The 12,197-nt window shown below is 71.3% G+C and carries 11 protein-coding genes; 5 read left to right on the top strand and 6 right to left on the bottom strand.

Going from position 1 to position 12,197, the window contains the following annotated elements:
* Positions 1-470 (bottom strand): rhodanese-like domain-containing protein (locus D7W81_RS34350; RefSeq protein WP_279637884.1); only part of this gene is annotated, 470 nt, incomplete at its 3' end.
* 13 nt (positions 471-483) lie between these two features.
* Complete coding sequence (locus tag D7W81_RS34355; RefSeq protein WP_120559615.1) at positions 484-1,788, bottom strand: thymidine phosphorylase; 1,305 nt, start codon at positions 1,786-1,788, stop codon at positions 484-486.
* Positions 1,789-1,879: 91 nt separating this feature from the next.
* Between D7W81_RS34355 and D7W81_RS34360 the strand changes: the two genes are divergently transcribed.
* The 5 genes from D7W81_RS34360 to D7W81_RS34380 all read left to right on the top strand — a co-directional run bounded on the left by D7W81_RS34360 (position 1,880) and on the right by D7W81_RS34380 (position 8,184).
* Positions 1,880-3,073, top strand: a complete 1,194-nt coding sequence (locus D7W81_RS34360; RefSeq protein WP_120559624.1) for a BMP family lipoprotein — start codon at positions 1,880-1,882, stop codon at positions 3,071-3,073.
* A gap of 38 nt (positions 3,074-3,111) precedes the next feature.
* Complete coding sequence (locus D7W81_RS34365) at positions 3,112-4,605, top strand: ABC transporter ATP-binding protein (protein ID WP_120559616.1); 1,494 nt, start codon at positions 3,112-3,114, stop codon at positions 4,603-4,605.
* Positions 4,598-5,731 carry an ABC transporter permease gene (locus D7W81_RS34370; protein ID WP_120559617.1) on the top strand — a complete coding sequence of 378 codons (1,134 nt, stop codon included), beginning with the start codon at positions 4,598-4,600 and terminating at the stop codon, positions 5,729-5,731. The genes D7W81_RS34365 and D7W81_RS34370 overlap by 8 nt, the downstream gene beginning before the upstream one ends.
* On the top strand, positions 5,724-6,653 hold the full coding sequence (locus D7W81_RS34375) for an ABC transporter permease (protein ID WP_120559618.1): 930 nt from the start codon (positions 5,724-5,726) through the stop codon (positions 6,651-6,653). Before D7W81_RS34370 ends, D7W81_RS34375 begins: the two co-directional genes overlap by 8 nt.
* 433 nt (positions 6,654-7,086) lie before the next feature.
* Positions 7,087-8,184: a sensor histidine kinase gene (locus D7W81_RS34380; protein ID WP_244227613.1), complete on the top strand. Its 1,098-nt coding sequence runs from the start codon at positions 7,087-7,089 to the stop codon at positions 8,182-8,184.
* 54 nt (positions 8,185-8,238) lie between these two features.
* On the opposite strand, the gene D7W81_RS34385 is transcribed toward D7W81_RS34380, so the two are convergent.
* From D7W81_RS34385 to deoC, 4 genes are all read right to left on the bottom strand, one after another.
* On the bottom strand, positions 8,239-8,877 hold the full coding sequence (locus D7W81_RS34385; RefSeq protein WP_208721576.1) for a hypothetical protein: 639 nt from the start codon (positions 8,875-8,877) through the stop codon (positions 8,239-8,241).
* Between the two features lie 75 nt (positions 8,878-8,952).
* Positions 8,953-10,680 (bottom strand): phospho-sugar mutase, encoded by a 1,728-nt coding sequence (locus D7W81_RS34390; RefSeq protein WP_120559621.1) that lies wholly within the window; start codon positions 10,678-10,680, stop codon positions 8,953-8,955.
* 34 nt (positions 10,681-10,714) lie between these two features.
* Positions 10,715-11,110 (bottom strand): TraR/DksA family transcriptional regulator, encoded by a 396-nt coding sequence (locus D7W81_RS34395; RefSeq protein WP_120559622.1) that lies wholly within the window; start codon positions 11,108-11,110, stop codon positions 10,715-10,717.
* Positions 11,111-11,130: 20 nt separating this feature from the next.
* Positions 11,131-11,991, bottom strand: a complete 861-nt coding sequence (gene deoC, locus D7W81_RS34400; protein WP_120559623.1) for a deoxyribose-phosphate aldolase — start codon at positions 11,989-11,991, stop codon at positions 11,131-11,133.
* Positions 11,992-12,197 lie beyond the last annotated feature (206 nt).

Genomic DNA, 12,197 nt, shown 5'->3' on the forward strand with positions numbered 1-12,197 from the left:
CCCAGCAGCAGCACCTTCGACTGGAGGAGCTTCGCCTGGCCCTCCTCCCCCACCTCCGGGAGGATGAGGTGGCGGCGGTAGCGCTCCTTCTGCTCGGCGGACAGCACCACGGGCTTCTCCACCGGGTAGGCCACGTCGCTCCAGCGGTTGTAGCCCCCGGCCAGCGAAGAGACGTGCGTGTAGCCCAATTCGCGCAGCGTCCGGGCCGCGAGCGCGCTCCGGGTGCCGCCCGCGCAGTACAGGACCAGCTCGTCGTCCCGGTCCGCCTTCTCCTCGATGCGCAGCTCCAGGTAGCCGCGGGGGATGTGCACCGCGCCCGGAAGCCGTCCGGCCGCGTACTCGTCCGCCTCGCGCACGTCGATGAGCTTCACCTTCGCGCCGGCGACCAGCAGCGTACGGACGTGCTCGTGGGAGACCTCGCGGATCTCCTTCTTCACCTCTGACAGCAGATCGCGGAACGTGGAGGCCATGACGATTGCGTAACTACTCCAGCCGCTCCAGCACCAGGGGGCGGGCCGCGGGCGCCTGGTCGCCAAACCGGTAGGCCGCGAGCAACCGCGCCTTCACGTCCTCCACCGGCTTCGCGTCGTTGTAGTGCACCTGCACCACGGGCTCGCCCTGCTTCACCGCGTCGCCCACCTTCTTGAGCAGCGTGAAGCCCACGGCCGGGTCGATGCGGCTGTCCACCCGCTGCCGCCCCGCGCCCAGCGCCACCGCCGCCAGCCCCACGCCTTCCGTGTGGATGCCGGTGACGAAGCCGTCGCGCGGCGCCACCACGTCCGTCGTGGCCTTCGCGGTGGGCAACAGCGAATAGTCGTCGATGGAGCGCGGGTCGCCGCCCTGCGACTGGACGATCTCCTTGAGCTTCTTGATGGCGCTGCCGTCCTCCACGGAGCGGCGCAGCATCCCGCGCGCCTCTTCCACCGTGGCGGCCTTCTTGCCCAGCACCAGCATCTCCGCCGTCAGGGCGTAGGTGATCTCGGTGTAGTCGTCAGGCGCCTCGCCGCGGAGCATGTCCACGGCCTCGCGGACCTCCAGGGCGTTGCCCACCTGGCGGCCCAGGGGCTGATCCATGTCCGTGAGCAGGGCCACGACCTTGCGGTTCATCTCCGCGCCCAGGCCAATCATGGTGCGGGCCAGCACGCGCGCGTCGTCCGCCGTCTTCATGAAGGCGCCGCTGCCCACCTTCACGTCGAGCACCAGCGCGTCGATGCCCTCCGCCAGCTTCTTGCTCATGATGGACGACGCGATGAGCGGGATGCAGTCCACCGTCGCCGTCACGTCGCGCAGCGCGTAGAGCTTCTTGTCCGCGGGGGCCACCTGGGCCGTCTGGCCGATGAGGCAGCACCCCACCTCGCGCACCAGCCGGCGGTAGTCCGCGGTGGACAGGTTCACGTTGAAGCCGGGGATGGACTCCAGCTTGTCCAGGGTGCCGCCGGTGTGGCCCAGGCCGCGTCCGGAAATCATGGGCACGGGCACGCCGCAGGCCGCCGCCAGGGGCGCCAGGCTCAGGGACACCTTGTCGCCCACGCCGCCGGTGGAGTGCTTGTCCACCTTGATGGCCGGCGTGTCGGAGAGGTCCAGGACCTCCCCGGAGTGGAGCATGGCGCGGGCCCACGCCCCCAGCTCCCGCGAGTCCAACCCCTTGAAGAAGATGGCCATGCACATGGCGGCCATCTGGTAGTCGGCCACGGTGCCGGCGGTGTACGCCTGGATGAACGCCTGGATGTCCGACGGGTCCAGCCTGCCGCCGTCGCGCTTGGCCTTGATGAGCTCGTAGGGTTGCACGGGGCAAGGCCATAGCAGGAAGTCCCCTCCCCATGCACCCCTCGCGGGAAGGGAAAGCCCCGGCGGCATCTGGTAGAGAGTGGAGCCCATGATGCTCCGCCGACTCCACGTGCTCGCCCTGGCCGCGCTCCTGTGCGCCTGTTCCAAGCAGTCCGATGACGCCAAGAAGGCGGTCGCCCAGGCCATCCCCGGCACGAAGCCCAGCGACGCGAAGCCCGTCGTCGTGGGGCTCGTCATCGACGTGGGTGGCCGGGGTGACCACTCGTTCAACGACGCCTCCCTGCGAGGCCTGGAGCTGTGGGCCGCCCACAAGCGCTACGAGGGCGGCAAGTACGTGCACGCCCCCGCCGCCATGGTGAAGGAGTCCATCTCCTCCGACCTGGCGGCGCTCGCACCGCAAGTGAAGCCCCTGAACATCCAGCCGCTGGTCCTCCAGAGCAAGGCGCAGGAGGACTACGCCCCCAACCTCCAGCTGCTCGTGGAGCAGGGCGCGAAGCTGACCATCGGCAACGGGTACCTCCTGGCCAACGCGGTGCGCGACGTGGCCACGGAGAACCCGGACGCGAAGTTCCTGCTCATCGACAGCCAGCTGCTGGACGCGCAGGGCAAGCCGAAGTCGCTGCCCAACGTGCGCACGGTGCTCTTCAAGGAGCAGGAGGGCAGCTTCCTCGTGGGCGCGCTGGCGGGGCTCGTGACGAAGACGAACAAGGTGGGCTTCGTGGGCGGCATCGAGGTGCCCCTCATCAAGCGCTTCGACGTGGGCTACCGCGCGGGCGTGCGCACCACGAACGCGAAGGCGGCGGACGCGCTGATGGCCGTGTACACGGGCAGCTTCAACAGCGTGTCCGCGGGCAAGGAAGTGGCGCAGGACCTCATCGCCAAGGGCGCGGACGTCATCTTCCACGCGGCGGGCACGGACGGCCTGGGCGTCATCCAGGCAGTGAAGGAGGCGCGAGCGGCGGGCAAGACGGTGTTCGCCATCGGCGTGGACTCGGATCAGTCGCACCTGGCGCCGGACGCCATCCTCACGTCCATGGTGAAGCACAGCGACCTGGCCGTGTACCAGGCGGCGAAGGACCTGGTGGACGGCAAGCTGACGGCGGGCGAGCAGGTGCTGGGGCTCAAGGAGAACGGCGTGGGCATGGCGGACGTGCGCGTGGAGTTCCCGGGCAAGGCGGAGGCGCTCCAGAAGGTGGAGTCGCTGCGGCAGCAGATCCTCGCCGGGAAGATTTCCGTGCCGGGCACGCAGACGGAGCTGTCCTCCTACCAGGTCGCGCAGCCCTGATCTCCCTCCAGCACATCGCGAAGCGCTTCGGGTCGTGCGTGTCCCTGGAGGACGCGTCGTTGGACATCGTCCCGGGGGAACTGCTCGCCGTGGTGGGCGAGAACGGCGCGGGCAAGTCCAGCCTGATGAACGTGCTCTACGGGCTGTACCACCCGGACGCGGGCACGTTCCTGATGGAGGGCAAGCCGGTGCGGTTCAAGAGCCCGCGCGACGCCATCGCGCGGGGCATCGGCATGGTGCACCAGCACTTCATGCTGGTGCCCACGCTGACGGTGGCGGAGAACGTGGTGCTGGGCCGCGAGCCCACGAAGCGCGGCCTGCTGGACCTGGACCGCGCCTGTGACGAGGTGGCGGCCACGGCGAAGCGCTTCGGCTTCCAGTTGGACCCGCGTGCGCGCGTGGACACGCTCACGGTGGGTTCGCAGCAGAAGGTCGAAATCGTCAAGGCGCTGCACCGGGGCGCGCAGGTGCTCATCCTGGACGAGCCCACCGCCGTGCTCACGCCGCAGGAATCCGACGAGCTGTCGCAGGTGATGCGCGGACTGGTGGCGCAGGGCCGCACGGTGGTGTTGATCAGCCACAAGCTCAAGGAGGTGCTGGGCGTGGCGGACCGCGTGGCGGTGATGCGCCGGGGCCGCACCGTGGCGGAGGTGCGCGCCAGCGAGACCACCGTCTCCGCGCTGGCCTCGTTGATGGTGGGCGAGGGCTCCAAGGGCGCCGCGATGACCGGGGTGCCCGCTGCCGCGTCCGGCACCCAGGAAGCGGCGACGGGCCCGGTCCTCCTCGAAGCGAAGGACCTGCGGGCCACGGGTGAGAACGGCCGTCCCGCGCTCCAGGGGGTGAGCCTCACCGTGCGCGCGGGTGAAATCGTCGGCATCGCCGGTGTCGACGGCAACGGACAGCGCGAACTGGCCGAAGTGCTCACGGGCCTGCGCAAGCTGGACGGCGGCGAAGGAACGCTGCTGGGCGGTCCCCTCGCGGGGCTCACTCCGGCGCTGGCGAAGGCGCGCGGCGTGGGCCATGTCCCCGAGGACCGCCTGGCCCGCGCGGTGGTGAAGGCGATGACGGTGGAGGAGAACGTGGCCCTGGGCCGGCACCGCCAGCCGCCATTCGCGCGCGGGCCCTGGGTGGACTTCAAGGGCCGCCGCGAGCGCACGAACCAGCTGCTGAACAGCTACGACGTGCGCCCGCCCGACCCGACGGTGGCGCTCCAGGCGCTGTCCGGCGGCAACCAGCAGAAGGTCGTGGTGGCGCGGGAGCTGGACGCGGATCCGAAGCTGCTCGTCGTCGTGCAGCCCACGCGCGGGTTGGACATTGGCGCGGTGGCGCAGGTGCACGCGCGCCTTCGCGAGGCCAGGGGCCGGGGTGCGGGAGTGGTGATGGTGTCGCTGGACCTGGAGGAAGTGCTGGCCCTGTCCGACCGCGTCTACGTCCTCTACGAAGGCCGCGTGACGGGGCACTTCACGCGCGAGCACCTGGACGAGCGCGAGCTGGGCCGCCGCATGCTGGGCGCGGAGGCAAGCCATGGGTGAGCGGACGCGGCAGGTGCTGCCGTCGGTGCTCTCCGTGCTGCTGGCGCTCGGGGTGTGCTGGCTGACCATCGCCTTCACGCGCGACGCGGACACCGCCACGCGCGCCTACCTCCAGATGCTCTGGGGTGGCGTGGGCAACTGGCCCGCGTTCCTGGACGGCGGCAGCAGCACCACCGTGCTGCGCCCCCTGGGCGAGTCGGCGATGAAGGCCGCGCTGCTCACCCTCACCGGGCTGTCCGTCGCGGTGGCCTTCAAGGTGGGCCTGTTCAACATCGGCGCGCAGGGGCAGATGATCTGGGGCGCGCTGGCCGCTGCGCTCGTGGGCGCGCACGTGTCGCTGCCGGGCGTGCTCCACGTTCCGCTGGCCCTTCTTGCCGCCGCGCTGGCGGGCGCGGCGTGGGCGAGCATCGCCGGCGTGCTGAAGCTCAAGCGCGGCGTGCACGAGGTCATCTCCACCATCATGCTCAACTGGGTGGCGGTGAGCCTCGTGGACAACTGGCTCGTCATCGGGCCGCTGCGCGCCGTGGCGGAGGGCGCGTCGTCCATCACCGGCACCGCTGAAATCCTCCCCAGCGCGCAGCTGCCCCGGCTGCTGGGTGAAAGCTCCCGCCTCAACCTGGGCTTCCCGCTGGCGCTCGCCGCGGCGCTGGGCGTCTGGGTGTGGCTGTCCCGCACGCGCTCCGGCTACGAGACGCGCGCCGTGGGCCTCACCCCGGAAGCGGCCCGGGCCGCGGGCATCCCCACGCTGTGGCGTGCGGGCGGGGCCATGGCGCTCGCGGGGGCGCTGGCGGGCCTGGCGGGCGCGGTGCTGGTGCTGGGTACGGAGGGCCGCTACCCGGGCTCGCTGGGCGCGCCCTATGGCTTCGACGGCATCGCCATCGCGCTCATCGGCAACAACCACCCGCTGGGCGCGGCCTTGTCCGCGGCCGTCTTCGGCATCCTGCGCGCGGGCGGCACGCGCATGCAGCTGCTCGGCGTGCATAAGAGCTTCCCGGAGCTCATCCAGGGCTTCGCGCTGCTCTTCGTCGCCGGCCGCATGGTGTGGCTCGCGCTGCTGGCGCGGCGCCAGAAGCGCGCCCAGGCACAGGGGCCGGCCCAGGCCGGAGCAGAGGTGCCCCGTGCTTGAGGTGTTCCACTCGCTCCTCTTCTCCACCCTGGACGCGGCCCCCGCCCTGGTGTTCGCCGCGCTGGGCGCCATGCTCTCCGAGCGCGCCGGCGTGGTGAGCGTGGGCGTGGAGGGCATGATGCGCACCGGCGCCTTCTGCGCGGCCGTGGCGGCGCTGGTGATGCCCACGCCGCTCGCGGTGCTCGTAGGAATGGCCGCGGGCGCGGGCATCGCCGGGGTGCACGGGTTCCTGAGCATCCGCTGGCGGTCGGATCAGGTCGTCTCCGGCATGGCCCTCAACCTGGTGGCCATGGCGGGAGGCACCTTCCTCCTGGAGTCCCTCTACGGCCCCAACGGCACCCCCGCCATCACCCAGCTGTCGCGCTGGAACCTCCCGGGCCTGTCCCACGTTCCGCTGCTGGGCGCGCTGTCCGGCCACGCGGCGCCCACGTACCTGGCGCTCACCCTGCCCTTCCTCTTCCACCTGCTGCTGTCGCGCACGCCGCTGGGCCTGCGCTTGCGCGCCGTGGGTGACAAGCCGCACGCGGTGGCCACGCTGGGCCTGTCCGTGCCCGCCCTGCGCTGGGGCGCGGTGCTGGGCGGCGGGCTGATGGCCGGCTTGGGCGGCGCGGTGCTGTCCACCGCCGTCCTGGACCGCTTCGAACAGCACACCCCCGCCGGCCTGGGCTTCATGGCCCTGGCCGCGATGGTGTTCGGCCGCTGGACGCCGCTGGGCGCCTTCGCCGCGGCGCTCTTCTTCGCCTTCGGCAACGCGCTGAGAATCGGTCTGGCCTCCAGCGCTCCCTGGCTCCTCGACCTGGTTCCCCAGGGCTTCCTGCTCGCCCTGCCCTACCTGTTGACCCTCCTCGTCCTCGCGCTCCAGGGTCAGCGAGGTCATGCCCCCGCCGCGCTGGGTACCCCGTACGAGCAGGAATCCCGCTGACCATTTTGAGAGGGCCCGGGTATTCTCGCACCCGGGTCTGAACGCACTTTTGGTCAGGTTCGACCTGCCAAATCTGAAGTGCTCACCCGTCCTGATGCGTCTGGTCATTTCCGGGTGATCCGCCAACCCCCTGACCTTACTGGGGCGCGTTTTTCTGCGTTTCCAGTGTGGGCTGATCTGCCATCGGGTGGACGTTCGGCATGGCGCTGGCAAGGGAGTGCGCCCATGTCGGATTGCGTAACGGACAGCGAGCAGGCGCAGCAGGTGGGCCTGTGCGGTTCCGGGACGCGGTCCCCCGGGTTCGAGACGACGCCTCCGGGCGTTGGCGGACCCGGTTTCCAGGCCGGGGTGGCGTGACATGCAGACGACGGGAACAGGCTCGACGTCACCCCACCGCCCGCGGGTGATCGCGGTCGGAGTGGAGTCCGGCGGAGTGGAGCGGGTTCGCTCCATCCTCACGCCGGCCGGCTACGACGTGCTGCCCGCGCACGGGACGACGGCCGCGCTGGAGGCGGTGTCGCGCCACTCCGCGGACCTGGTGCTGCTGGACGTGGACCGCGCCCGCACGGTGGGCCTGGCCGCGTACCGCCGCCTCCGCGAGGAGCTGTCCCCGCCGCAGTTCCCCATCCTCATGCTCACGCCTTCCGCGGACCGCCAGACGCGCCGCGAGGTGATGGAGGCAGGTGTGGACGACTTGCTGACGACCGAACCGCTGGACCCGCTGGAGCTGAAGGTGCGCGTCCACACGCTGCTGGAGCTCAAGGCGCACCGCGAGCAGGGCGGCGTTCGGGAAGTGCTCCAGGACCCGCGCACGCGTTGGGTGCGCATGGAGCGCCTGGCGCGCGTGGGCACGCTCGCCGCGGACCTGGCCACGCAGATGGACCAGCTGGGCGTGGGCCTGCAGCGGGCGCTGGAGCACGTGCGCTCGCGCGCCACCCTGGGGCTGCCGCCGGACACGGACGAACTGCTCAAGCTGGGCGTGGCCGGCGAGCAGATGCGCCTGCACGGCCAGCACCTCTTGTCCCTGGGCCCCAGCTGCCCCAAGGACATCCAGCGCTTCGACCTGCGGGAGGTGGTGCCGGACGTGGTGTCGCGCCTGCGCGCCGCCGGGCGCCTGGGCCGCGCGGACGTGCGCGCGGTGCTGCCAGAGGACCCCATCGCGGTGGTGTTCAACCGCCGTCAGGTGGAGCAGGTGGTGGCGGAGCTCGTCTGCAACGCGGTGGATGCCGTGGAGGACGTGAAGGACCGGCCGCGCGTGGTGCACGTGGGCGTGGAGATGCCGGACATGTTCGGTGACTTCGGCCCGCAGCTCTTCGTGAAGGACACCGGCATCGGCATCTTCGAGGACGAGCTGCAGGCCATCTTCTCGCCGTACTACACGACCAAGGCCCCGGAGAAGAGCGTGGGCCTGGGCCTCACGGTGGCGCGCACCCTGGTGGAGAGCATGGGCGGCAAGCTGACCGTGAAGAGCCGCGTCAACCTGGGCAGCACCTTCACGGTGGAGCTGCCCGAGCAGACGTCGTCCTGGTAGCCGCTTGAAGCCGCCGCACGGGCGGGGAACGCGTCCCCGCCCGCGCGAAGCCGGCTAGAAGCGGTAGGCCACGCCCGCCAGCGCTTCCATCGTGAAGTAGCTGTCGTCGAAGCGCGGGACGATGGAGGGCCCCATCCGCAGGTTGAAGTTCACGTTGAGGTTGTTGTTCACGAAGTACTCCAGGCCGCCTCCGAAGAGGATGGGGATGACCGGCCCGATGCCCTCGCCGATGTAGACGTTGAACGGCACGTCGATGCCGGCGTTGATCATCAGCGCGCTGCCCACGGGGATGCCCACCACGAACGCCACCGGCAGCGACATGCCGAAGAGCGTGTTCCCCCGGGGGAAGTAGATGAACGGGCCCGGCTGGAACGTGATGGCGAAGGCCACCTTGTCCGTCTTGGCGATCATCACGCGCAGCCAGCCCTGGAGCTTGAGGCCCGCGTCGGACGCGTCCACCAGGCCCTCACGGCCCCAGTTGAAGCTGAACTTGCCGCCAATATCCACGTTGTCCGAGCCACCGTGCAGCAGGCCCAGCGACAGGCCCGGGAAGCCAATCTGCGCGCTGAACATGTTGCGGCCCGAGCCGACGGTTTCCGCCGCCAGCAGGGACCAGCCCTGCCCGCGCGCCATCGCGGTGCCGGGGACGGCCAGGAGCACGGCCAGGAGGAAACCAGGAATGAAGCGCTTCACGCGGTTCCTTTCTGCGAAGGGCCGTGACACGGGAGGACACGACCCAGGGGGTTGAGTTGAAGGGTGATTCAGGACTCAGGCCGGCTGGCCGCGCTCGCGGGCCAGGGCCAGGAAGGCGTCGATGAGGGCCGCCAGCTTCGCTTCCGCGCGCTGGCGGGCCTGGGGGAGCGGCTCGCCGGGGGCGGGCGTCTCCTTGTGCTCGAAGTAGTATTTGATTTTGGGCTCGGTGCCGGAGGGGCGCAGGGTGACGCGGCCGCCGCCCTCCAGCGCGAAGGCGACGACGTTGGACGGGGGCAGGCCGCCCTCGCCCTTCTGGTAGTCGCGCACGGCGCTCACCGGGGTGCCGCCGATGTTCGCGGGCGGTGACGCGCGGAAGGCCTCCATGATGGCGCGGATGGTCTGCGCGCCGGCCGCGCCGGGCAGCGTCACGTTGCGCTGGGCGCCCACGTGCAGGCCGAAGCGGCGCTGGATCTCCTCCAGGTAGCCCAGCACCGTCACGCCGCGCGCCTCGCACCACGCGGCCAGGTCCGCCATCACCAGCGCCGCGCCCACGCCGTCCTTGTCACGCGTGGCGGTGCCCACGGTGTAGCCGAGCGCCTCCTCGTAGCCGAAGACGAACTGCGTGCCTTCCTTCGCCGTGCGCTCCAGCGCGCGGTTGGCGATCCACTTGAAGCCGGTGAGCACCTCGTCGTACGCGGCGTCCAGCCCGCGCGCGATTTCGCCCAGCTGCGTGGAGGACACGATGGTGGTGACGACGTGCGGGCGCGCGCGCTTCGTCCCCTGCGTGAGGACGTAGTGGCCCAGCAGCACGCCCACCTCGTTGCCGGTGAGCAGCCGCAGCTTCCCGGACGCATCCCGCGCCATCACCGCCAGCCGGTCCGCGTCCGGGTCGTTGGCGAGCACCAGGTCCGCCTTCACGCGCTCCGCGGTGGCGAGCGACAGGTCCATGGCGCCCGGCTCCTCGGGATTCGGGAAGCGCACGGTGGGGAAGCGGCCGTCGGGCTGCTGCTGCTCGGCCACGGGCGTCACGCGCGGGAAGCCCGCCTCCTTGAGCGCGAGCGCCGCCCACGCGCCGCCCACGCCGTGCATGGCGGTGTAGACGATGGACAGCGTGTCGCTGCCCTTGCGGTACAGGCGCAGGTCCAGGATGGCGCGCAGGTACGCGTTGCCCACGTCCTCCGGCAGGTCGCGCCACAGCCCCTTCGCGCGCCCCTGCGCGGGCGTGAGCAGGGGGACCTCGTTGGCGGGCTCCACCTTCGCGATGGCCTCCGCGATGCCCACGTCCTGCGGCGGGACGATCTGCGCGCCGTTGCCCCAGTAGACCTTGTAGCCGTTGTACTCGGGCGGGTTGTGGCTGGCCGTGACCATCACCGCGGCGGCGGCGTTGAGGTGCAGCACGGCGAACGCGGTGACGGGCGTGGGCACCGGCTCCGGGAAGACGTGCGCGGGGATGCCCTCCGCGATGAAGACGGCGGCGGTGTCCTCCGCCAGCTCGCGGCTCAAGCGGCGCGCGTCGCGGCCCACCACCACGCCGCGCGTGGTGACGTCCGGCACGGTGGCCTTGAGGTAGCGCGCCAGGCCCGCGGTGGTGCGGCGCACGACGGCGCGGTTCATCCGGTTGGGGCCGGCGCCCAGCACGCCGCGGAGGCCCGCGGTGCCGAACTCCAGGTCCTGCGCGAAGCGGTCCGCCAGGTCCGCCCAGTCCGACTTCGCGAGCACGTTGGCCAGCTCCGCCTGGGTCTCCGGATCCGGATCCGCCTTGCGCCAGGCTTCCGCCCGCTCCCTGAGTCCGGTCGTGTCCATCGCGCGTTGCCTCGTGGTTGAAGAAGGGGCTGCTTCAGCCCTTGTAGTCGGTGAGGTGCTTGCGGCGCACCGGCCCCTTGGGGCCATCCTTGTTGTTCTGGCACGCGACGCAGAACTCCGCGTAGGGCATGGCCTTGAGCCGGCCCATCGGAATCTCTTCGCCGCACTCCTCGCAGTCGCCGAAGGAGTCCGGGTCCTCGCGCAGCTTGCCCAGGGCCTTCACCACGCGCGCCAGCGTGCCGTCGGTGTTGCGGTTCCGGCTGGAGGCGATGGCCTGCATCATCTCGTTGAGGGGCTGCTCGTCCTCGTCGCCGCCCACGCGCGCCTCGTCGGTGCGGTTGGGCTCGATGCGCAGGGGCGTCTTCCCGGTCAGCTCCGCGTGGAGCGCGAGCAACTGCTGGAGGAAATCCTCTCGCTGTTTCGGGGTCACGGTGAGGGCTCCGGAAGAAGTCAGTACTGCGCGGTGGAGATCTGCCCGGTGACGATGGCCACGGACGCGGAGGCGCCCAGGCGGTTGGCGCCCGCGCGCAACAGCTTCACGGCGTCCTCCGCGGACCGCACACCTCCGGAGGCCTTCACGCCCACGTCATCGCCCACCACCGCGCGCATCAGCTCGATGTCCTTCACCGTGGCGCCGCCGGGCCCGAAGCCCGTGGACGTCTTCACGAACGCGGCGCCCGCGGCCTTGGACAGCGCGCACGCGACGACCTTCTCCTCGTCCGTGAGGTGGCCCGTCTCCAGGATGACCTTCACGGGCAGCGGGTGGCTGGCCTCCACCACCGCGGAGATGTCCTGGTGCACGCGCTGGTAGTCGTGCGCCTTGAGCGCGCCCAGGTTGAGCACCATGTCGATTTCACGGGCGCCCGCGCGGATGGCCTCGCGCGCCTCGAAGGCCTTCGCGGACGGCAGCGCGGCGCCCAGCGGGAAGCCCACCACGGCGATGGGCACGGCGGACGCGCCGGCCAGCACGCGCGCGGCGGTGGCCACGTGGCAGCTGTTCACGCACACGGTGGCGAAGCCGTACTGACGGGCCTCCTCGGCCACGCGCACCACGTCCTCGGCGCGCGCCTCCGGCTTGAGCAGCGTGTGGTCGATGTACGGGGCCAGGTCCGAGGCCTTGAGAATCGTCGCCGGGTCCACGCGCGCGGTGGCGGTCTTCACACCGGGCGGGCGCGGGGGCTCGGCGTTCAGCACGGCGGCGGGCGCGGGCGGCACCGCTTCCTGCTGGACCTTCCAGGCGTGCAGACGGTGACGGGCCTGGTCGACCAGCTCTTCCAGGACGGTGAAGAAGGCTTCGGCGTCGGACGGCATGCGGCGCCCCTTAGCCCACTCCCGGGCCTCGGGGAAGCGCTCGCGGGAGGACGGGACGCCCGGTCAACGCACGGGGTGCCGCGAAGGGGAGCGGGGCTGTAGAGTTCCAACCCGTGAAGGTCTTCTCGCGGTGGGTCGCACTCCTTGTCCTCCTCTTCGCGGCGGCGCCGGGCCATGCGGCGGCCCCCGCCTCCGCGCCCCTGCCC

It is taken from the genome of Corallococcus aberystwythensis, assembly GCF_003612165.1.
GTDB lineage: Bacteria > Myxococcota > Myxococcia > Myxococcales > Myxococcaceae > Corallococcus > Corallococcus aberystwythensis.

Coding starts and splice junctions, on each gene's coding strand:
- D7W81_RS34360 (WP_120559624.1), top strand. CDS start 1,880: ATGCTCCGCCGACTCCACGTGCTCGCCCTGGCCGCGCTCCTGTGCGCC.
- D7W81_RS34370 (WP_120559617.1), top strand. CDS start 4,598: ATGGGTGAGCGGACGCGGCAGGTGCTGCCGTCGGTGCTCTCCGTGCTG.
- D7W81_RS34390 (WP_120559621.1), bottom strand. CDS start 10,680: ATGGACACGACCGGACTCAGGGAGCGGGCGGAAGCCTGGCGCAAGGCG.
- deoC (WP_120559623.1), bottom strand. CDS start 11,991: ATGCCGTCCGACGCCGAAGCCTTCTTCACCGTCCTGGAAGAGCTGGTC.